Source organism: Alteromonas sp. CI.11.F.A3 (genome assembly GCF_032925565.1).
GTDB lineage: Bacteria > Pseudomonadota > Gammaproteobacteria > Enterobacterales > Alteromonadaceae > Alteromonas.
Map to the genome: position 1 here is coordinate 1,707,197 of NZ_CP136708.1, position 22,043 is coordinate 1,729,239.

Below are 22,043 nucleotides of genomic sequence, written 5' to 3' on the forward strand. Positions count from 1 at the left end.
TAGCCGCTGTGTTCAATTATACCAGTATCAGTCGATTGGTAATTACCCCTGTGCTTGCGAGCTTATGTTTATTGGTTTTTCTAAACGCCGCATCCATCTACAAATCTTTCTCGCTGCTAAACAGTTTCGAATCACTAGAGCATACCCTTGTTCAGGCAGAGCGTGACGTTAACGCAACCTTAAATACCTTCAAAACCCAAGTTCAGGAGTGGAAAAATACATTGCTGAGAGGACACAACGACGACGATCGTGAAAAGTACTGGTCTCGTTTTCAAAAACGAGAAGCTGAGATAAAGCAACAATTTAGCCAAATGCTGGCAAACCCTGTAGTAAGCGACAAAGCCAAAGCGGATATTCGAAAATTCCAGACAGCGCACGCCTTTATGGCAGAAAAGTACAGAGAAGGTTATGCGGCTTTTATCGCATCGGGCCTAGACCCGAAAGTAGGGGATAGTTACGTTCGTGGTATCGACCGAGAGCCTGCAAAATTACTTGGAAGCATTGCTGATGAAATAGCACATCAATCTGAACTAGCCATTACTGATTTAAAAAACGGTACGCGCAGGATGTTGTGGCTCATTTTGCTTGCTGCTATTGTGCTGTCACTGCTATCTGTAGTTTATGTAATTAGTCGTCTTCGCTCTCAAGTGATTAACCCTACTCGTGAAGTAGCCGCGTGTATTTCTAACCTCGCTACTAGTCAATACGATTACCCGCTGACTTATTCAAGTGGACACGAGCTAGGCATTTTGGCTGACTCTGCCAGAGCATTACAAAGCAAGTTAAAAAACTCGGTTACCCAATTGCATCAAACTGAATTAGAAATGGAACGGGCTTTCGTTGCCCTTGGCGATGTAGGGCAATCAATTATGGATGGCGCGGTAGAGCAGCGCGATGCTTCACTATCGTTAGATGCCACCACTGATAAACTAAAAGGCATAGTACAGAACTTGGTTGCGATTACTGACCAAGTGGCTGTGGCTACCAAAAATTCAGAAGAGAACGTAGCGAGTTGCTATTCAACTTTTGAGCGTGCAAATACTGGGTTTAAACAACTAGCAAAAACAGTAACAGAGTCGAGTGATATTGTAAGCGACCTACAAAGCCGCAGTAAAAATATTCTCAAAGTGGTTAATGTAATTAACGAAATTGCCGATCAAACCAACTTATTAGCACTGAATGCTGCCATTGAAGCCGCTAGGGCAGGCGAGCATGGCAGAGGCTTTGCCGTGGTAGCAGATGAAGTGCGGGCGTTGGCAGCGAAAACACAGCAATCGACGAAAGAGATAAACGATATTCTTAGTAGTTTTGAAGCCGAAGCCCGTGGAGCCGTGTTGGCCATGGAAGAAGGTAAGCAGCTCTCAGACAGCAATGCGGCTGAAGCTGCTATTGCATTACAAACCCTGAATAATGTGGTTGATGATATTAAGGAAACGGCAAGCGTTGTGGTTGCCCTTAATGAAGCAGCTGACGAGCAAGAGGCAGTGTTATCGCAGGTGGAAAGTATTATTGCGAATGTGGTGGCATCGTCTGACCGCTATCATAAATTGGCGCAACGTGATGACATGGCTGAGTCGATGAAGAGTATGTCGGTCAATGTGGAAAAAGTGGTGAACAGTTTAACCCGCTAATACATGATATTGAGTATAATGAAATGAAGTTAGTTTAAGTGCATGCTTCGTTTTCACAAACTCACTGGGGTTTTCGCCGCAAATAAAACAAGGTAGTGACTGAGACGTTATGATCCCACTGGTATTCCATCCTATTTATAGCCAACTCAGCTTACCTGAACGCCATCGCTTCCCCATTGATAAATACCAAGGTATTCGAAATGCGTTATCGGCTCATGGTGTCGCTGATAATGTATTTCACACACCTTCGCCGTTTGCGGTATCAGAGTTGGAGTCTCACTTTGACAAAGACTATGTTCAGCAGTTAACAAGCGGCACATTAGATAAAAAAGCCATGCGTCGTATCGGCTTTCCTTGGTCTGATCAACTCATCGAACGTACGCTTACCGCCGTGGCTGGCACCTGTTTAACTGCTGAGTTGGCTATAAAGCATGGTAAGGCGTTGAATTTGACCGGCGGCTACCATCATGCTTTCTCAGACTTTGGATCAGGGTTTTGCTTATTTAACGATTTATTTCTTGCCGCTAAAGCGATGCAAAAATGTGATGGTATAGATAATGTGTTAATTATCGACTTTGACGTCCATCAGGGTGACGGTACCGCTAAGCTTGCTCAATACGATAATAGTATTTTCACTGTGTCAGTTCATGGTGAGAAAAACTTCCCTTATCGAAAGCAGCATTCAAATATCGATATAGGTATGGTGAAGGGCTGTGAAGACGACGAATATTTAAATGCGGTACAAGAAACCCTCGCCATGGTGGCCATGCAATTTCAAGCAGATGCCATTATTTATGACGCTGGCGTAGATATTCATATTAATGACGACTTGGGTTTATTAAATATCACAACCGAAGGCGTTGGTGCTCGAGATGATATGGTTTTTGCGTTTGCTGAACGTATGGGAGTACCCATTGCGGCGGTTATTGGTGGTGGTTATCAGCGCGATATAGAAGCGTTAGTGGATGTTCATTTGCAATTGTATAAAGCTGCTGGTGTTATTTAAATAAGAGGCCCGACAAACGAGGCCTCTTATTGATTTAATGCTTATAGGAAAAGTAGCTGGAAGCCTAAACCCACACGCTCTTGAGAGCGGTTATAATCAATCAGTGAGTCGCCATAGCCGTTAAAGTACTGAAACAGTAATTCATAACGGTCGGTAAGCGGATAGGTTAAATCAACTTGAATACTACCTCGGTTATTCCCTAAGTTAAGGTTATTGCGAAGCAATGCCATTACTTTGAAATTACCAAGCTTTCGCCCGTAACCAAATTCCATACGGCCATAATAGTTTTCGATATCAGGGTTATCATCACCGGTAGGGTCAAGGGGGCCTTCTTTGTCGTCTTCAGGAATACGATACCAAGTTTTTAAATAATAAATATCATCTTGGTCACTAAACACAACAGAGGCGAAAATACGGTTCCAGCTTCTAGAGCTAAGGCCACTCTGTCCGTTAGACATATGGTTGAACCCTACTTGAAAGGTATTAAATTTATACCCTAAAACGGAATAGTCTGCCGTTTCTTGCCAAAATATTTCTGGCTCATAATTGGTTTCTCTGAAAGGTTTAGACACTTCGCTGTTGTATAACTGCCAAAACGAAGTAAGGGTAAAGCCAAGGTAAACGCCGTCAAACCCAGTGTCTTCCAAATAAAGAGGCAGCTTTACGCTAACCTGAAATTTGGCTTCTTTTTTATCGACATTTTCTTCTGTGAGTTCGTCATTACCGTTTGAATTTGGATTGGTAATGTAAGTCATAGGAAGTAAATAGTTTTGTCTATGCTGTGTGATAGCAAAAACGTTATCAATGGCTTCCTTGTCACCTTCCAAGCGGTTATCGAGCGCACTTTCAGTTGTGGTATCTCGTTTAATGATATCAATAACTTCAATATCACTCTCTTGTTCATCTTGCGCATTTTCTTGGGCAAGAGCACTAATGCTGCACAGACTGACTGCAGCCAATATTAAAAATGGCTTAAACACTGACACTTGTGGTGTTCTCCGTTAGGTAAGTCGTTATTATTTGCTGAGTTATCTTAATCAGCGAAGTCCAATGTTTGGCCTTCCGCTGATGCAAATATTTTAAGGTTCGATTCTGCAATAGTGATGTAATCTATACAGTGTTCAACCACCATATCAATATCCTCATCTGTGCGATCTGGATCATGGCTATACAGCGCTAATTGTTTTGAATTGCTTGCCATGGCGAGTTTTACCGCTTCTTCAGCAACTGAATGACCCCAACCTGTTTTAGCAGGCATATCTGACATCATATATTGTGCATCGTGAATAATAACGTCTGCATTTCTAGCAAAATCGACAAATGTTAGAAAGTCAGTTTCTTTTTTATACGGCGGGTAGAGTTCGTTGTCAGTAATGTAGGCTATTTTAGTGCCTTTTTCTTCAATACTATAGGCGCTACCCTTGCCAGGGTGATTAATTGGTATTCGGCGAATGGTCGCAGAACCAATTTCCCAAATATCTTGCTCAGGCGGAATAATGGTTAGATGGAGCTTCGATTGTAACGCACTGACAGGAACAGGAAACGTTGAGCCTTCCATTTGTTTTAAAATTTGATCGTGTTCGGGCAAGGTCGTTTGCCCTGGATAAATATAGATATCTCTGTCTTTTTGAAAGATAGGGCTAAAGAATGGAAAACCTTGTATGTGATCCCAGTGATTATGGCTGAGCAACAAGTGAATAGGGGTATCTTTGCTGCGAAGTTTATTTCCTAACAGCCTGATACCCGTTCCCGAATCAAGCACAATATCTGTGCCATCGGCTAATTCAATATGAACGCATGCGGTATTACCACCATAGCGAGCATAGGCTTTTCCAGGAGTAGGAATAGAGCCTCTCACGCCGTAAAATGTTAACCGCATATGTTCACCGTTTTTATTTTTTTAGCTAACCGCTATTGCAAAGCTATATACAAAATTAAATGCAAGATTACTAATATTTATCTTTCAATAATAGACAATGTTAAAGACTAACAACAAAGTCTTTAGCCGAATCTAAATCTAGTAATTGCTTTTCACCTGTACGGCGGTTTTTGTACTCAATTTGTTGATTGTCGAGGTTTCTCTCACCGATAACAATACTATGAGGTATGCCAATTAATTCCATATCATTAAACATCACACCTGGGCGTTCTTTACGATCGTCAAATAATACGTCTATACCCAACGCAATCAGTTGTTCATAAAGTGCCTCAGCCGCTTCTTTAATGCGGTGAGATTTGTGCATATTCATTGGAATTAATGCAATTTTAAAAGGCGCAATTGGATCAGGCCACATAATGCCGTATTTATCATGGTTTTGTTCAATAGCTGCCGCAACAATACGTGAAACGCCAATTCCATAGCATCCCATGGTTAGGGTTTGATGCTTGCCAGTTTCGCTTAGTACACCACAATTCATCGCTTCTGAGTATTTGCTACCCAGTTGGAAAATGTGGCCCACTTCAATACCGCGCTTTATTTCAATAGTACCATTGCCGTCTGGTGAAGCGTCACCAGCTACAATGTTACGTAAATCAGCTGTTTGTAAATCGACAGTCCAGTTTGCATTTTTCATGATTTGGCCATTTTCGCCGGCACCACATATGAAATCGGCAAGTGCAGCGGCACTAAAATCGACATGCATTGGCAATGTAATATCATTAGGGTTAACGAAAGCTGGGTGAACGCCTAAAATTTCAGTGGCTTTTTCTTCACTAGCTATAACAAGCGGACTGGCTACGCCAGCTACTTTTTCTGCCTTAACATCGTTAAGCGCGTGTTCTGCGCGCAACACTAATACTACCCATTGTTCGGTTGTATTTTCTTCCTCTGTTTCGCCTTTAACAACATAAATGCTAAGCGCGCTATCAGAATCTTTGCCACTTACTACTTCAGCTGCTGCGCCTGAAGCTTGTTGTTTTTCTGGCATTGCTGTTGCGGCCATTTCAACGTTTGCGGCATAGTCACTGTCACTCGCAAAGGCAATTGCATCTTCACCAGACTCGGCAAGTACGTGGAACTCATGGGAATGGTTTCCACCAATTGAACCCGAGTCGGCAATAACAGCACGGTAGTCTAAGCCCATGCGGTTAAAGATATTGCCATAGGCTTCATACATTGTTTGGTACGTTTTATCTAAACACGTATCGTCTAAGTGAAAGCTATAGGCGTCTTTCATGGTGAATTCACGTCCACGCATAATGCCAAAACGAGGGCGTACTTCATCACGGAATTTAGTTTGAATTTGATAAAGATTGATAGGCAGTTGTTTGTAACTACTGATTTCGTTTCTGACTAACGATGTGATCACTTCTTCATGTGTAGGACCTAACACAAAGTCTCGCTGGTGGCGGTCTTTAATGCGCAGTAATTCTGGGCCGTACTCTTCCCATCGTCCAGACTCTTCCCACAAATCAGCAGGTTGAACCACGGGCATTAACACTTCTACACCGCCTGCTTTGTTCATCTCTTCACGAACGATGTTTGCCACTTTATTCAGCACGCGAAGCCCGGAAGGCAACCATGTGTAAAGGCCTGAAGCCAGTTTTCTTATCATACCAGCACGTAACATTAACTGGTGGCTGATAACCTCAGCATCGGCCGGAGTTTCTTTCTGCGTGGCAAGTAAATATTGACTAGTGCGCATTCGAAGCGGTCTTCCTATAACTATGAAAAATACAATTGAGCGTATTCTAATTAACTGTGAGCAATAGTGCTACAACCACGTGCGTCTAAAGCGTGTTAATCCCAACGACGTCGACTACACCATTTTTTACCGTGAAGGCAAAATCATAGTTATACAGTGCAGTATGGTAAGTTTTTTCATCATTGCTTAGTTTATGACGATAAGCGGGACGGGGGTCTTGAGCTAGCACCGCGGTTAGTAATGTGGGCAGGTCGGGATGCTGTGCCGCGGCTTCTTGCAACAAGTCTTGCACGAGCGGGTTAATTGTCACATCTAAGTTAGGGATAGGTGCGGCATGTGTCAGTTCTGCCATGCTGTCAGTAGCATGGGGAAGCGCATCGGCATAGGGCAAATAAGGCTTAATATCGATAATGGGCGTGCCATCTAACAAGTCTACCCCTTCAACATTTAAGGTAAGCTTTCCATCCACAGTTTCAGAACCTAAATTTTTCACGGCCGACATGCCTATACCGTTCGGGCGATGTGTACTTCTTGAGGCAAACACTCCAAGCGTTGCGTTTCCACCTAAACGAGGGGCTTTAACTGAAGGTTTCCAGCCTTTGTCTAAATTTTCATGGAATAGAAAAAGTAGCCATACATGACTAAATACTTCTAAACCTTTAAAGACACGAGGGTCATCAAAGTCCGGTGCTAACACGACTTGTCCCTTAGCCTTGGCTAAATTGGGCTGTCGGGGAATAGCAAACTTTTGTTTAAACGGTGTTTGTATATGGCCGATGGCACAAAGGGGGAACTGATTGGGAGTCATTACCGTAAAATCCTATTTGCATAGCGCACTGTCATAAAATTCTCACATAGTTTACGTAGAGTACGGGTTCAAGTTTAAAACCTTGAACCAATTACGGACATCTGGGGCGGCCGTATTTGGCATCCCTGGACCCAATCAAACCCTTTGGCCTGTGATTTTACAGGCCGTTTTTATTTTTAGCGCTTCGCATCTCATTCAATGCTTTTTCAAAATAAGGGCAGCCTAGTTCATTAGCTTTGGCAATATTGTGAGTGTAAATTTTCTCTGCATCATCTTCGTTTTTCATATAGCGGGCAATATCACGCTCGCGAATTAAATGAAGTAAAGGGTAGGGAGAGCGGTTGGTATAATTTGCTACGCTGTCTATCGCTTCGCCATCGAACTGATAGTTAGGATGAAAACTAGCAAGTTGATACACGCCCGTATACCCCCAATCAGATAGCATGCGGTCACATATCGCCAATACATCTAGGTAGTCATCAAAGGAAGCTGTAGACGATGAGGGCACAATAACAAGGGTAGTGGCAATATCGTCTTGTTCGTCTAAGCGTTTACACTCATCGAAAAGCGAGGCAATAACATCGCCTGCATCCCCATTAACCACGACACAGTGAATTTGGCCCGGTTGACGGACGAAACCTGCAAAGGGGCAAAAGTTGTGGTTGATGACAATGTCATCAACCCAACGCATAGTGGCTTCAATAAGATGGGTATCGTTCACGATTTCAACTTAAGAGTGGTATTTAACGTAAGCTTCTAAGGTATTTTCTATTAAGCTAGCAACTGTCATGGGACCCACACCACCAGGTACCGGGGTGATCCATCCTGCACGTTGTTTGGCTGGCTCAAAGTCCACGTCACCCACTAATGAACCGTCACTCACACGGTTAATACCTACATCGATAACAATAGCGCCGGGCTTAATCCAGTCGCCAGGAATAAAGTTTGGTTTACCTACCGCAACCACAAGAAGGTCTGCACGACTTACGTGGGCTTTTAAATCTTGTGTAAATTTATGACAAGTAGTGACCGTACAACCCGCAAGCAATAATTCTAAGCTCATTGGGCGACCCACAATATTAGAGGCTCCCACAATCACAGCGTCTAGTCCTTTCACTGGACGCTTAGTGGCCTCAATCATCGTCATGATACCTTTCGGAGTGCATGGGCGAAGCGCTGGGATACGTTGTGCCAATCTACCTATATTATAAGGATGGAAGCCATCTACATCTTTATGGGGGTGAATACGCTCTAATACTTTTTCTGCATTCAAACCGGCAGGTAAGGGCAACTGCACTAAAATGCCGTCTATTTCCTTGTCGTCATTTAATTGGTCAACAAGTGCTAACAGTTCGCTTTCTGTGGTATCGGCGGGTAAATCAAAAGAGCGAGATACAAATCCCACTTCATCACACGCTTTTCGTTTGTTAGAAACATAGACTTGTGAGGCGGCATCGCTACCGACTAACACAACGGCTAATCCAGGTTGACGTTTCTTTGCGTCAATAAGTGAATCTACATAAGAAGCAACATGCTGGCGAACTTGTTTGGCAATTAATTTGCCGTCAATTAAATGAGCTGTCATAGAAGTGATTATAATGTGTGGTCATTAAGTGCTAATTATTGTTTCATAAAACAGCATGTGGCGACCAGTAGAAACACACAAATACTGTAAATCGCAAAAAGTTTAAAAAGATTTGCGCTTATATAAGGTAAATTTCGATAAATAATGAAAATGTCTATCATAGGTAAACACGTGTCGAACCTTCAGGTTCGCATTTAATTATCGGTTTTTAGGTTTTAATTAGTTTGAAAAATGCTCAAAGTGCTCAAAAAAGCACATTTATGGGCGCTTTATGAGCGGTTGAATATTTTATTTAAAAAAGTGTTTGACGAGGTGGGGTCTTGTCAGTAATATTCGCACCCCGTAACGGCACAGACGCAAATTGCTTCAAACGTATCGTTACGCAGTCGGTGAGTGGCGCAGCTTGGTAGCGCACTTGTTTTGGGTACAAGGGGTCGTAGGTTCAAATCCTATCTCACCGACCATTTTTTGCAAGCGAAGATTCGCCGAGCGTCCGTAGCTCAGCTGGATAGAGCAACGGCCTTCTAAGCCGTGGGTCGCAGGTTCGAATCCTGCCGGACGCGCCATGCGAGTCAGGTAGGACCTGATTCGGATTGGTCGAATCTTTAAAGGTAAACATGTACTATCAATTCAACATGTTTATTTATTGCAAGCACCTCAGTGGTGGGCGTAGCTCAGTTGGTAGAGCCCCGGATTGTGATTCCGGTTGTCGTGGGTTCGAGCCCCATCGTCCACCCCACTTTTTCGCGGGAGTGGTGGAATTGGTAGACACGCTGGATTTAGGTTCCAGTGCTTCACGGCGTGAGAGTTCAAGTCTCTCCTTCCGCACCATGTTTTAAGCTTTTTTTACAAAAGCTGTTGTAAGTGCTTTCTTTAGCACTGTTGTAAGTAATATTGTCGGTGAGTGGCGCAGCTTGGTAGCGCACTTGTTTTGGGTACAAGGGGTCGTAGGTTCAAATCCTATCTCACCGACCATTTACTCTATCCTCTTTATATTTTCCTTATTAAATTCCTTATTTCTATCCGTTTGCACACTTATCATTCAAAAGCGTGTTACAAACTTGTGTTTCCCTCTCGACTCTCGTTCTCTGCGACTGTATACTACGGCGTCTTTTTTTAACTCGTATGTTTGTAACAAATACGCGATTAACACAGTATTGTGTGGTGTTTTGTTAGTGCAAACGTCGGAAACGACCTCTACCCCGGTGTGATATGCCATATAGGCATGACGGGAGAGGGGATTGAGAACAAAGCGCTTAAATAGGCGTAAAGTTGAGGTAATATAATGCAAGTTTCAGTCGAGACGACCCAGGGTTTAGAACGCCGTCTTACTATCACCGTTCCAGCTGACGCTATTGATTCAGCTGTTAAATCTCGCCTACAGCAATTGGCGAAAACGCAACGAATCAACGGTTTCCGCCCAGGCAAGGTACCAGTAAGCGTAATCAAAAAGCGTTTCGGCCAAGCAGTGCGTCAAGAAATTGCTGGTGATGTAATGCAGCAAAACTTCTACCAGGCTATCGTTCAAGAAAAAATTCAACCAGCTGGTATGCCTAATTTCGAACTGACTAAAGATGAAGATGGTCAGGATTTGGAATTTGTTGCTTCTTTTGAAGTGTATCCAGAAGTAGAAGTTAAAGGCATCAACGATATCGAAATCGAAAAGCCAGTAGTAGAAATTACTGACGAAGATCTTGATAACATGATGGTAACGCTACAGAAGCAACACGCTTCTTGGAAAGAAGTTAAACGTAAAGCGAAGAAAGACGATAAAGTTGTTATCGATTTCGTTGGCTCTATCGACGGTGAAGAATTTGAAGGCGGAAAAGCTGAAGATTTCGAACTTGAACTAGGTCAAGATCGCATGATCCCAGGTTTCGAAAAGCCACTTGTTGGCGCGAAAGCGGGCGAAGAAGTAACAGTAGAAGTTGCTTTCCCTGAAGATTACCACGCTGAAAACCTTAAAGGTAAAGACGCGGTATTCCAAGTAACAGTGAAAAAAGTAGAAGGCCAGTCACTTCCTAAAGTTGACGAAGAGTTTGCTACCTTGTTCGGTGTTCAGGAAGGGGGTGTTGACGCGCTTAAAGCTGAAGTTCGTAAGAACATGCAACGCGAGTTAGATCAAACACTTAAAACTCAGGTTAAAGAAGACGTTATTGCTAAATTGGTTGACGCCAACGAGCTTGATATTCCTCAAGCACTTATCGACCAAGAAGTTAACGCTTTACGTGAACAAGCTAAACAGCGTTTCAGCCAACAGGGCGGTGGTCAAAACCTTCCAGAGTTGCCAGCTGAATTATTTACCGATAATGCCAAGCGTCGTGTTTCAATTGGCCTATTATTAGGTGAAGTAATTAAGCAAAACGAACTTAAAGCTGACGAAGCAAAAGTAAACGAGATGATCGAAACTGCTGCTTCTGCGTATGAAGACCCTCAAGAAGTTGTAGAATACTACAACAACAACCAAGAGCTTATGCAGCAAATGCAAAACGTTGCACTAGAAGAGCAGGCGGTTGAGTGGGTACTTGAGCAAGCTAAAGTTACCGAAGTAACTAAAGCTTTTGACGAGGTTATGAACAAACAGGCGTAATTTTTTACTGTCTGATTGACTTCACCTGTCAGCAACTGCTTAAATGCTCGGAGCCTTCCGAGCATTTTTGTTTTTAACGCTAGATAATCAAGGTAGCTATGACTAATACCCCATTTGATCCAATGAATGCACTTGTTCCTATGGTAGTTGAACAGACTTCCAAAGGTGAACGTTCGTACGACATCTATTCTCGTCTACTAAAAGAAAATGTTATTTTCTTAGTAGGGCAGGTAGAAGACCACATGGCCAACCTGATTGTGGCTCAAATGCTATTTTTGGAAGCTGAAAATCCAGAAAAAGACATTTTCCTTTATATCAATTCACCTGGCGGTTCTGTAACTGCGGGTATGGCAATTTACGACACCATGAATTTCATCAAGCCAGACGTAAGCACAGTATGTGTTGGTCAAGCGGCTAGCATGGGTGCGTTCCTGCTATCTGGTGGCGCTAAAGGTAAGCGTTACTGTTTACCAAATTCTCGCGTGATGATTCACCAACCTTTAGGTGGTTTCCAAGGTCAAGCATCAGATTTTGAAATTCATGCGAAAGAAATCCTGTCTATTAAAGAGAAGTTGAACCGCTTAATGGCGCAACACACTGGGCAAGATTACGAAAAAGTTGCCCACGACACTGATCGTGACAACTTCCTTAGTGCAACTGAAGCCAAAGAATACGGCTTGATCGACCAAGTTATGACAAATCGATCTGACGCGGCTGCAACTAAGTAGTATAGTTATATATAGTAGACCTGAACTAGTGCTTGGCACGATTTGGTTTTCGGTTCAGGCAAGGCAGAGGCAATAGTAATGAGTGATAAACAAAGCGGTGACGGTGATAACAAGTTACTGTACTGCTCGTTTTGTGGCAAAAGCCAACACGAAGTAAGAAAGTTAATAGCAGGCCCGTCGGTATTTATTTGCGACGAGTGTGTTGAGTTATGTAACGATATCATTCGCGAAGAAATCAAGGAAATCGCGCCTAAGCAAAAGCAGGATGCTTTACCAAAGCCAAATGAAATCCATGCACACTTAGATGACTACGTTATCGGTCAAGAGCACGCCAAAAAGGTATTGTCTGTAGCGGTGTATAACCATTACAAACGTTTGCGTAACGGTGATGTGCACGATGGTGTGGAGCTTGGTAAGAGTAACATCCTACTTATCGGGCCAACGGGTAGTGGTAAAACATTACTGGCAGAAACCCTTGCTCGTTTGCTTGACGTTCCGTTCACAATGGCAGATGCAACGACATTAACCGAAGCCGGTTATGTGGGTGAAGATGTTGAAAACATCATTCAAAAGCTTTTGCAAAAATGTGATTACGATGTAGAAAAAGCCCAACGCGGTATTGTCTACATTGATGAAATTGATAAAATTTCGCGTAAATCAGATAACCCATCTATTACTCGTGATGTATCGGGTGAAGGTGTACAGCAAGCATTGCTTAAGCTTATTGAAGGTACTGTTGCTTCAGTGCCTCCACAAGGCGGCCGTAAGCATCCACAGCAAGAGTTTTTGCAGGTTGATACCTCTAAGATTCTGTTTATTTGTGGTGGTGCGTTCGCTGGCCTAGATAAGGTTATTGAACAACGTGCACAAAAGGGCACGGGTATTGGATTCGGTGCGGCTGTTAAGTCTAAATCTGAAAACACCGCGCAAATAAGCGAGTTGTTCAAGCAAGTAGAACCACAAGACTTGGTCAAATACGGGTTAATTCCTGAATTTATCGGTCGTCTACCTGTGGTAACTAGCCTTGAAGAATTGAATGAAGAAGCCTTGATTCAAATTCTTAAAGAGCCTAAGAATGCGATTACGAAGCAGTACTCAGCATTATTTGATATGGAAGATGTGGAACTTGAGTTCCGTGACGACGCATTGCACGCTATCGCTAAAAAGGCGATGGATCGTAAAACCGGTGCCCGTGGTCTTCGTTCAATTGTTGAAGCTGTTTTGCTTGATACCATGTACGAATTACCGTCTGCGGTAGACGTAAGTAAAGTAGTTATTGATGAAACCGTCATTCGTGGCGAATCAAAACCTATTTTAATTTACGACAATACAGATAAGAAAGCGGCTTCTGAGTAAGCCTGTTTACTTTCAAAAAAAGGTCCTTCGGGGCCTTTTTTGTTTTCTAGAGGCGTAAAAAATGCGCCTGCATTAGGTAGTGCTAATCTCGCCTTACAACCCACCCCAACCCAACTTCAAATTCAATATTCAGAGTTTTTATCTCAAATGTGTAACGTGATGCTTAAATTTTACGCTTTCCAATATAGTGTGAACCAGCTTTTCTCTGCCTTTTAAAAAACAACTTGCTGGTTATTTAAGCAAACAAACTCGTTTAACCTATCCTTTCTGATAGATTCGGCAACAAACTGTTGCCATACGGTCTAAAATCGATAATGGTAAAGAAAAGCAGGGAAAGCAGCGAATTTACGTACATTAAGAATGTTTTATTTGAACTTTGCGCTAGCATCCCCATATCAATCGACAATGCTAACTAATAGAGAACACGTATGACAGTTGAGCGAGAAAATCGCATTGAAATTCCTGTGCTTGCCTTAAGGGACGTGGTTGTTTATCCGCATATGGTCATACCCTTATTCGTCGGGCGAGAAAAATCAATTCGTTGTCTTGAAGCGGCAATGGAAAACGAGAAACAGATTTTCTTAGTGGCCCAGAAAGACGCCGGTGTGGACGAACCCGATGCCGATGACATTTATACCGTTGGTACTATTGCTACCATTCTTCAACTTTTGAAACTACCTGACGGCACCGTAAAAGTGTTAGTAGAAGGAAGTGTGCGTGGTGAAGTTGAAGGTTATGAGCAATCAGAGCCTTTCTTTGTTGCTAAGGTAAATAAAATTGAAGACGGTGCTATCGATGAGAGCGAGCAAGAAGTGCTTATTCGCTCTGCGGTATCGCAGTTTGAAGGTTACGTTAAGCTAAACAAAAAAATACCGCCTGAGGTACTTACGTCGCTAAATGGTATTGAAGATGCTGCACGCTTAGCAGATACCATGGCCGCGCACATGCCACTTAAACTCACCGAAAAACAGAAAGTGCTAGAAATGAAAGGGGTGAATGAACGCCTTGAGTATTTAATGGCCTTGATGGAAGGTGAAATCGATTTGCTACAGGTTGAGAAGAAAATTCGAACCCGTGTTAAAAAGCAAATGGAGAAAAGCCAGCGTGAGTACTATTTGAATGAGCAAATGAAAGCCATTCAAAAAGAACTTGGCGAGCTTGATGATGCACCGGACGAATTTGAAGCGTTAGCCAAAAAAATCGAAGAAGCCAAAATGCCGCAAGAGGCTTTAGATAAAGCGAAGTCTGAACTTCAAAAGCTCAAGATGATGTCGCCTATGTCGGCAGAGGCGACGGTTTTGCGTAGCTACATTGAGTGGCTAACTAATGTGCCGTGGAACAAGCGTTCACCGGTGAAAAAAGACCTATCGCGCGCTGAAGTCGTTCTAAATGAAGACCATTACGGCTTAGAGAAAGTTAAAGAACGTATTTTAGAGTATCTTGCTGTGCAACAGCGGGTGAAAAAACTTAAAGGGCCTATCTTGTGTCTTGTTGGACCACCGGGGGTAGGTAAAACCTCTCTAGGCCAATCTGTCGCAAAAGCGACTGGACGCAAGTATGTTCGCATGGCACTTGGTGGGGTTCGTGATGAAGCTGAGATTCGTGGGCACAGACGTACCTACATTGGTTCATTGCCCGGTAAGCTAGTGCAAAAGATGGCAAAGGTGGGGGTGAAAAATCCACTCTTCTTATTAGATGAAATCGATAAGATGTCGTCTGATATGCGCGGTGACCCAGCGTCAGCGTTATTAGAAGTACTTGATCCAGAGCAGAACAACAGCTTCAGTGATCACTACTTAGAAGTGGATTATGACTTATCTGACGTGATGTTTGTGGCCACCTCGAATAGCATGAATATTCCAGGCCCTTTACTTGATCGTATGGAAGTTATTCGTCTTTCTGGTTATACCGAAGATGAGAAACTAAACATAGCGACGCGTCACTTGCTGAGTAAGCAAATGGAACGCAACGGCCTTAAGTCTAAAGAGCTTGAGATTACCGAGTCGGCCATTATCGGCATGATTCGGTATTATACCCGTGAAGCAGGTGTACGTAGTTTAGAGCGTGAAATTTCTAAGGTATGTCGTAAAGCCGTAAAAGATATCCTGCTCAATAAGAGTAAAGATAAAGTGTCAGTGACCCAAGATAATCTTAAGGATTACTTAGGCGTACAACGCTTCGATTACGGTAAAGCTGATAAAGACAATCAAATTGGCCAAGTTACCGGGTTAGCATGGACACAAGTAGGTGGTGATTTACTGACTATCGAAACCACGTCCGTGCCGGGTAAAGGCAAAATGACATCAACCGGTTCGCTTGGTGATGTTATGCAGGAATCTATTAAAGCTGCAATGACGGTTGTGCGCAGTCGCGCTGAAAAGCTTCGTATTAACGAAGATTTTTATGAAAAACGCGATATTCACGTGCACGTGCCTGAAGGTGCTACACCAAAAGATGGCCCAAGTGCGGGTATCGCAATGTGTACTGCTTTAGTGTCATCGTTAACAGGTAACCCTGTTAAATGCGATGTGGCCATGACCGGTGAAATCACACTACGTGGTGAAGTATTAGCCATTGGTGGTTTGAAAGAAAAGCTACTGGCCGCACACCGTGGTGGAATTAAAACGGTGGTTATTCCAGCAGAAAATGAACGTGATCTGGAAGAAATTCCAGAAAATGTGAAAAAAGATTTATCAATTCACCCTGTAAAGTGGATTGATGATGTGCTTGATATTGCACTTCAAGAGCCAGTAGAGTCTTTTGAGGTTGCAACGAAAAGCTAAAATGGTTGGCTGCATGTCCTAATTTTAAAGGCTTGCAGCCTTAAATTTGCAATAATTGATTAAAAAGTGTGCATACCTTCGCCAATTCGCCTATTTTTTTCAAAATAGGGCTTTCTTGTCGCAAGAGTTGTGTTACCTTTAATTTGTATTCGCTTGAAGCCTTGCCACAAAAGGGATTGCAGCGATTCAATAAAAGTTAATTAATTGTGACAGATGCTTGATGTTCAGAATCAAGCTTGCTATAACGTTCAATCAAATCGTTTTGGACAAACAGTATAATAACAATCGAAGGGGATCATAATAGTGAACAAGTCTCAACTTATCGACCAAATTGCTGCTGGCGCAGATATTTCAAAAGCAGCTGCCGGCCGCGCTCTAGATGCATTCACTGACTCAGTAACTGCAGCACTTAAAGACGGTGACCAAGTGGCACTAGTCGGTTTCGGTACTTTCTCAGTACGTGAGCGCTCTGCTCGTAGTGGTCGTAATCCACAAACTGGTGAGACTATTCAGATTTCAGCGGCGAAAGTTCCTTCTTTCAAAGCTGGTAAAGCTCTGAAAGACGCTTGTAACTAAGCAAAACTTGCAAGAAAAAGGCGATGGCGTATGCCATCGCCTTTTTTATTTGTAACGCCGAATTTATCATTTCCCACTATTTTCTTTATCTCACCTATAGCGCGACAGTGCATTGCGCACCACGCTGCGGTTTTATTGAACAATAGAAGGATTAGTTTTTGTTAAGCCGTTTATCTTCACAGGTATTAGGTTATAATCACCGCTTATTTTTTGCCATGACGTTAGCGTAGGCATTTTCCAACGCTAAAGGGCAAGTGTAGTAAGCAACGGAGTTGAAGAACAATCATGCTAGAAAGAATCAGAGAAGGTTCTCAAGGCCCATGGGCAATGGCAATTATTGCCCTAATCGTATTGAGTTTCGTGTTTGCTGGTGTAGGAAGCTACCTGACGTCTTCAGGTACTACGGCAGTAGCAACAGTTAATGGCGAAGAAATTTCTGCTCAGGAATTAGAACGCGGTTATCAGAACCAACGGGCACAAATGGAATCACAATTTGGCGAAAGCATTGCCCAGTTGTTTTCGAGCGAACAGTATTTAAGTGACTTTCGTCGTAACGTACTAGATAGACTTATTGCTGAAAAACTAATTCAGCAACAAGCACAGGAAATGGGCTTACGCGTTAGCGATGCGCAAATTCGTGAAACTATCGTACAAATGCCAGAGTTTCAGTTCGGTGGTCAATTTGACAACGACCGTTTCCAAACTATCTTGCGTCAAAACGGTTTTCAGGTTGCTGACTTCCGTGACTACTTACGAATTCAAATGACACAAAATCAATTGGCTGCTGCGTTAACAAATTCTGAGTTTGCGTTACCTGGTGAAGCTGAACGTGCAAATGCATTGCAACTTCAAACTCGTGACGCTAAATATGTGATGATTGATTCTGCTTCATTCGCCGAGTCGGTGGAAGTAACAGAAGATGATATTGCTGAATATTACAACGCTAACATCACTGCATTTGATACCGAAGAGCAAATTAAGCTTGCCTATGTAACACTCACAGTAGAAGACGTTAAAAGCCGCGTAAGCGTAGATGACGACGCCGTTCGCACTTACTATGACAATAACCTAAGCGGTTATGGCAAAGAAGAAGAGCGTCGTGTGTCACATATTCTTATTGAAGCTGGCGATGACGCTGAAGCAGCGAAAGCGAAAACTCAAGCGTTGTTAGACCAACTGAACGACGGTGCCGATTTTGCGGAGTTAGCTGAAAGTAGTTCAGATGACACCTTTTCTGCTGAAAATGGTGGTGATCTAGATTTCATTACGCCTGGAATGATGGACGAGGCGTTTGATGAAGCGGTATTTAGTTTAGCCAATGTGGGTGACTATACCGACGTTGTTGAGACTGAGTTCGGCTTTCACATCATTAAACTGACTGAACTTAAAGAAGCACAAGTTCAGCCATTTGAAGAAGTAGAAGCAGAAATCCGCGAGACACTGCTAACGGATAAAGCATTAGAAGAATTCTTTGAGTTGCAAAACACCATGGCTGAAATTGCATTCGAAGTGCCAGATACACTAGAAGATGTAGCTAACGCAGTTGATTTACCTGTGCAAGAAACTGGCTTGTTTAGCCGTAACTCTGCGCCAGTAGATATGAGCTCGCCAGCACTGACGGAAGTCGCGTTTTCTTCTGAACTTATTGATGAAGGCGTTAACAGTGACATTATCGAGTTAGATGATGAAACGGTAGTTGTAGTGCGTGTTGTAGAACATTTGCCACAGCGTACTCAAACGCTAGATGAGGTGCGTGAAGGTATTGTATCAACCGTTAAAGCACAGAAGGCGCAAGAAGCGGCAGAAAGTTGGGCCTCCGATGTTGTCGATTCGCTGAAACAAGGTGAAAGTGTAGACGCTGTATTGGCAGAAAAATCACTAAGCTGGGAAAGTGCCGAAGCTGTAGCGCGAAGTGGTAGTACGTTAAACCGCAGTATCGTTGATAAGCTGTTTACCTTATCTAGCGAAGCCGAAAAGCGGGTAGATGTAATTGCAACTGTGAATGGCAATGTTGCTATTGTTGAACTCGTTAAAGTAAACAGCGCGCCTACGCTAAGTGCTGAGATGTCAGAAAGTCTGAAACCTCGTTTAGCACAGATGCAAGGTCAACGTGTTTACCAACAGTTTATTGAAGCATTACGTGCTGATGCCGATGTGACGGTGTCTGAAAGCCTTTAGTATTATTGAGCTTACTGTTTAGGGGCTGGCGAGAATATAAGCGGGCTGAAACGTAAAACTATTATGTTTTAGTTCTAACCTTAAAGGTAAGCGAAAAATACACAAAAAAAAGCCAGTGTTGGCGAAGCGATAACCATATCGCTTGTTCAACACTGGCTTTTTTGTGGGCGCTTGTCTTTAATAAGTAAAAGTATTAATGGGTGAGAAAAAGCATAAGCGCATAAAACGCAGCGATAACACTCGATAAAACCAGTATGTAAGTAAAACCTTGTTTACCTTGCGCTAGAGAATAGCTATTCACCCTTAAGTAGCCAAACCACAATAACGACAAGATAAGTGGTATCAGTACAATAATCTTAAGCAAAACTCGACCTCGCGTTGTATCGGTAAAGGGGCATCACATTATGTGTAGTGCAGTAGCTTTCAGTAGTAAGTCAATCCCACTGCATGATTATAAGTTTAACGATAAACCATAACTCTAACTATATATGAGTACAGTCTAGAAAGGGAATACAGTTTAGCCTGCGGGTTATTTTAATTTTCGGGAGCATTGATACCTGTAATAGTCATTAATGCGCTAGTAACAAATTACCCTCGATATGTGCTTAGTGGGCGACCCTACTGCTACGCACACTACTGGCGATACCATAAAGGTAGGACGTAGAGGTTCCTGATCAGGCTCTATTGTCGTATCGGGTAAACAGGGGCACGTAGCCTACCCACATACCTGCGATAACGCTATTCACAAAGCAAGCAGAATTATACAGGCGTTATCCTCTTATGAATTTGAACAAGGTAGCCTAGACTTTCCAGGTACATCCCTGCAAGTCACTCACGTTGATACGGGCGCTTTTACTGATAATTTAGTGCTGGTAAGTACACGTATTGAATTTAATGTGCGCTATGCATGGCAATTTAACCGCGACAGCCTAGTTAAGTTGCTAGCAAGTATTATTGGCGAGGTAGATGGTGGTGCGTCGGTAAGCTGGTCTAGACCTTGTGAATCCTATATGAGTAGAACCAATACGCAAAAGCGCTGCTTAATTACTATTGCAGAAAAAGCCATTGTGCAAGCCACTGGCCGTTATCCCGTAGTCAGTACATCTGGCGGGGCATTTTGCGGTAAAGCAGACGGACGGTTTTTCGCATCAGACACAACCCAAGTGGTAGAACTGGGTGTGCCAAATGCTACTATTCATCAAGTTAACGAGCATGTGCATTTATCGGATATAGTAACGTTAGAAGATATCTTCACCGATATTCTGCTAAGCCTATAAATTTACGCCTGTAAATTTACGCCGACTTCTTCAATTCAGGCTTTAATTGAGTTGCTCCTAAATAACGTTCCTTTTTCTTTGGCGTTAGCGCTTCTAAATCGACCACTACCAAGCCATCTATGCAGTCGTTAAAATCAGGATCTACATTGAAATCGAGGAAGGCCACTCCACCCGTTTTCGAGAGTTCACTGTATTGCTTGTATAAAGTAGGTACATTCACTCCCATATTAGCGAGTAGATGCTTTAACTGGGTAAACTCAGATTTGTAGTCTTTACCTGTAAAGGTATACAAGGCATCTTGCGACATTTGATAAGGGCGTTTCGATTTAGCTTGGCCAAATTTAGCCGGAAAGTAAATTGAGTAAAACTGTACGATCAAATCTTTAGCTGGCTGAGGATAAGCGTTACTTAACGACACGGCCCCAAACATATATCGGTATTTCGGGTAACGATTTAAAAACGCGCCAATGCCTACCCATAAATAATCTAGGCTACGTTTACCCCAATAGCAGGGTTGTACAAAGCTTCTGCCCAGTTCTAACCCTGCACCAAACATGGTGGCATTAGCACTAGCATCGGTATTAGTCTTGCCTGTGCCATAATCGAACAAGGTGGCTGAATATAACCCCGTAGGGTGGTCTTGTTGACTAAGTATTTCTGCATCTCCAAATCGATAAGCGCCTACGATTTCTAAATTACTCTCATCCCACAAAATCAAATGATAATAATGAGTATCGTATTGGTCTATATCACGGCGTTTGTTCGTGCCTTCGCCCACTGCCCGAAATGCAATTTCTCTCAAGCGACCAATTTCACGCATAATTGGTGAGCAATTTTTATGTTGGTATAAATATATCGACTGACCATCACTGGTGTGGCCTAAGTGTTCACATTGCTTCATTGCACGGGAAAGCTCTTTTCTGTCTTCCGGCATGGCCACTGGGGCTTGGGTGTCGAAAATACCTTTCTTGTTGCTGCCAATTCGATATAAGTGGCGTTTAAATAGTTTCACCTGATCTTTAAGCGCTATGCTGGTTTGTTGGTAAGACTCAAAGGGAATAAGCTCGCCTATTCGCATAGGAAGGTGTTTCTTGCGTTGCTTAAACATTTCTTTTACTAGCAGCGCAGTGGCTAAGGGTTTGTATACCATAGACACCCCATAAAACAGCGGGCTATTTTTGGCATCAATATAAACCGGAAGAATAGGGGATTTGGCTTGTCGGGCGATGCGCAAAAAACCGGAATGCCAAAGCGTATCTCTTACACCTTGAGGTCGTAGTCGTGAAACTTCCCCAGCGGGAAAGATTAAAATGGCGCCGTCTGATCGCAAGTGTTCTTGTATAGCGCTTAAATGCTGTTTCGGCGTACCGCCTTGCATGTTGTTTACTGGCAGTAACATATCGTGCAAAGGCTCAATGGCCATGAGCATTTGGTTCGCCACGACTTTTAAATCGTGACGAACTTCACTCACCAGCTTAATTAACGCAAGGGCGTCTAGCGAGCCGATAGGGTGATTGGCAATAATCACCACTCGTCCTTGTGATGGAATACGCTCTTTCTCTACGTCACGGGTAGAGTAGCTAATATTGAAGTATTCGAGCACTTGCTCAACAAAGTCGATATCTTCGTAGTGGGGGTAGGTTTCGCCGAACTCTATTATTTCTCGTTCATGCAAAAGGTGGCGCAGCACAAACGATAAAGACCTAAACAACAAGGGGTTGTTAGCCACTTGGGGATAGTGTTTATTTAGTACTTCATCAACTGTAAACATAGTCTTTCTCGGTTTTTGCGAACAATAGCAGGGGAATGTGACGTTTTTCACACAGTTAGATGTCAGTTATCTGACAATGCAGAGACCCGCGTTCCGTGAATTATGAAACG

General features: G+C 43.0%; 16 protein-coding genes and 5 tRNA genes. 14 read left to right on the forward strand and 7 right to left on the reverse strand.

The genetic code is table 11. From position 1 onward, the window contains the following. The first annotated feature begins 8 nt into the window (after nucleotides 1-8). Both R1T43_RS07225 and R1T43_RS07230 read left to right on the forward strand, forming a co-directional pair. A complete protein-coding gene (locus R1T43_RS07225) occupies nucleotides 9-1,631 on the forward strand; it encodes a methyl-accepting chemotaxis protein (protein ID WP_317354444.1) in 1,623 nt (540 codons plus the stop codon). A gap of 109 nt (nucleotides 1,632-1,740) precedes the next feature. Beyond that, complete coding sequence (locus R1T43_RS07230) at nucleotides 1,741-2,637, forward strand: histone deacetylase (protein ID WP_317354447.1); 897 nt, start codon at nucleotides 1,741-1,743, stop codon at nucleotides 2,635-2,637. Nucleotides 2,638-2,678: 41 nt separating this feature from the next. Here R1T43_RS07230 and R1T43_RS07235 read toward each other — a convergent pair whose 3' ends face one another. The 6 genes from R1T43_RS07235 to folD form a co-directional block, all read right to left on the reverse strand. After that, nucleotides 2,679-3,623, reverse strand: coding sequence for a phospholipase A (locus R1T43_RS07235; RefSeq protein WP_317354450.1), 945 nt, complete (start codon nucleotides 3,621-3,623; stop codon nucleotides 2,679-2,681). A gap of 47 nt (nucleotides 3,624-3,670) precedes the next feature. Continuing rightward, a complete protein-coding gene (locus R1T43_RS07240; protein ID WP_211070569.1) occupies nucleotides 3,671-4,516 on the reverse strand; it encodes an MBL fold metallo-hydrolase in 846 nt (281 codons plus the stop codon). Nucleotides 4,517-4,616: 100 nt separating this feature from the next. After that, nucleotides 4,617-6,281 (reverse strand): proline--tRNA ligase, encoded by a 1,665-nt coding sequence (locus R1T43_RS07245; RefSeq protein ID WP_317354453.1) that lies wholly within the window; start codon nucleotides 6,279-6,281, stop codon nucleotides 4,617-4,619. An 85-nt stretch (nucleotides 6,282-6,366) separates the two neighbouring features. Further along, the gene (tsaA, locus tag R1T43_RS07250; protein ID WP_211070571.1) at nucleotides 6,367-7,089 is read right to left on the reverse strand and encodes a tRNA (N6-threonylcarbamoyladenosine(37)-N6)-methyltransferase TrmO; all 723 of its coding nucleotides are present in this window, start codon (nucleotides 7,087-7,089) and stop codon (nucleotides 6,367-6,369) included. 157 nt (nucleotides 7,090-7,246) lie between these two features. Then, nucleotides 7,247-7,810 (reverse strand): DUF1415 domain-containing protein, encoded by a 564-nt coding sequence (locus R1T43_RS07255; protein WP_211070572.1) that lies wholly within the window; start codon nucleotides 7,808-7,810, stop codon nucleotides 7,247-7,249. Nucleotides 7,811-7,819: 9 nt separating this feature from the next. Continuing rightward, nucleotides 7,820-8,674 carry a bifunctional methylenetetrahydrofolate dehydrogenase/methenyltetrahydrofolate cyclohydrolase FolD gene (folD, locus tag R1T43_RS07260; RefSeq protein WP_057790623.1) on the reverse strand — a complete coding sequence of 285 codons (855 nt, stop codon included), beginning with the start codon at nucleotides 8,672-8,674 and terminating at the stop codon, nucleotides 7,820-7,822. A gap of 387 nt (nucleotides 8,675-9,061) precedes the next feature. Here folD and R1T43_RS07265 point away from each other — a divergent pair. From R1T43_RS07265 to R1T43_RS07320, 12 genes are all read left to right on the forward strand, one after another. Beyond that, nucleotides 9,062-9,138, forward strand: a tRNA-Pro gene (locus R1T43_RS07265). 25 nt (nucleotides 9,139-9,163) lie between these two features. Beyond that, nucleotides 9,164-9,240, forward strand: a tRNA-Arg gene (locus R1T43_RS07270). A gap of 97 nt (nucleotides 9,241-9,337) precedes the next feature. After that, nucleotides 9,338-9,413: transfer RNA gene (locus R1T43_RS07275), tRNA-His, on the forward strand. A gap of 7 nt (nucleotides 9,414-9,420) precedes the next feature. Continuing rightward, nucleotides 9,421-9,505 (forward strand) — tRNA-Leu (locus R1T43_RS07280). A gap of 67 nt (nucleotides 9,506-9,572) precedes the next feature. Then, nucleotides 9,573-9,649 (forward strand) — tRNA-Pro (locus R1T43_RS07285). Between the two features lie 310 nt (nucleotides 9,650-9,959). After that, nucleotides 9,960-11,264, forward strand: a complete 1,305-nt coding sequence (gene tig, locus R1T43_RS07290; RefSeq protein WP_013783303.1) for a trigger factor — start codon at nucleotides 9,960-9,962, stop codon at nucleotides 11,262-11,264. A gap of 98 nt (nucleotides 11,265-11,362) precedes the next feature. Next, nucleotides 11,363-11,992, forward strand: coding sequence for an ATP-dependent Clp endopeptidase proteolytic subunit ClpP (clpP, locus tag R1T43_RS07295; protein WP_013783304.1), 630 nt, complete (start codon nucleotides 11,363-11,365; stop codon nucleotides 11,990-11,992). Between the two features lie 78 nt (nucleotides 11,993-12,070). Beyond that, nucleotides 12,071-13,348, forward strand: a complete 1,278-nt coding sequence (clpX, locus tag R1T43_RS07300; protein WP_057790625.1) for an ATP-dependent protease ATP-binding subunit ClpX — start codon at nucleotides 12,071-12,073, stop codon at nucleotides 13,346-13,348. Between the two features lie 428 nt (nucleotides 13,349-13,776). Next, nucleotides 13,777-16,131, forward strand: coding sequence for an endopeptidase La (gene lon / locus R1T43_RS07305; RefSeq protein ID WP_317354460.1), 2,355 nt, complete (start codon nucleotides 13,777-13,779; stop codon nucleotides 16,129-16,131). 303 nt (nucleotides 16,132-16,434) lie between these two features. After that, complete coding sequence (gene hupB / locus R1T43_RS07310; protein WP_012518978.1) at nucleotides 16,435-16,707, forward strand: nucleoid-associated protein HU-beta; 273 nt, start codon at nucleotides 16,435-16,437, stop codon at nucleotides 16,705-16,707. Nucleotides 16,708-16,992: 285 nt separating this feature from the next. After that, the gene (locus R1T43_RS07315) at nucleotides 16,993-18,885 is read left to right on the forward strand and encodes a SurA N-terminal domain-containing protein (protein ID WP_317354486.1); all 1,893 of its coding nucleotides are present in this window, start codon (nucleotides 16,993-16,995) and stop codon (nucleotides 18,883-18,885) included. Nucleotides 18,886-19,568: 683 nt separating this feature from the next. Beyond that, entirely contained in the window at nucleotides 19,569-20,162 is a 594-nt protein-coding gene (locus tag R1T43_RS07320; protein WP_317355726.1) for a M20/M25/M40 family metallo-hydrolase, read from the forward strand. A 16-nt stretch (nucleotides 20,163-20,178) separates the two neighbouring features. Here R1T43_RS07320 and R1T43_RS07325 read toward each other — a convergent pair whose 3' ends face one another. Continuing rightward, complete coding sequence (locus R1T43_RS07325; protein ID WP_211070578.1) at nucleotides 20,179-21,933, reverse strand: GNAT family N-acyltransferase; 1,755 nt, start codon at nucleotides 21,931-21,933, stop codon at nucleotides 20,179-20,181. Nucleotides 21,934-22,043: the final 110 nt, after the last annotated feature.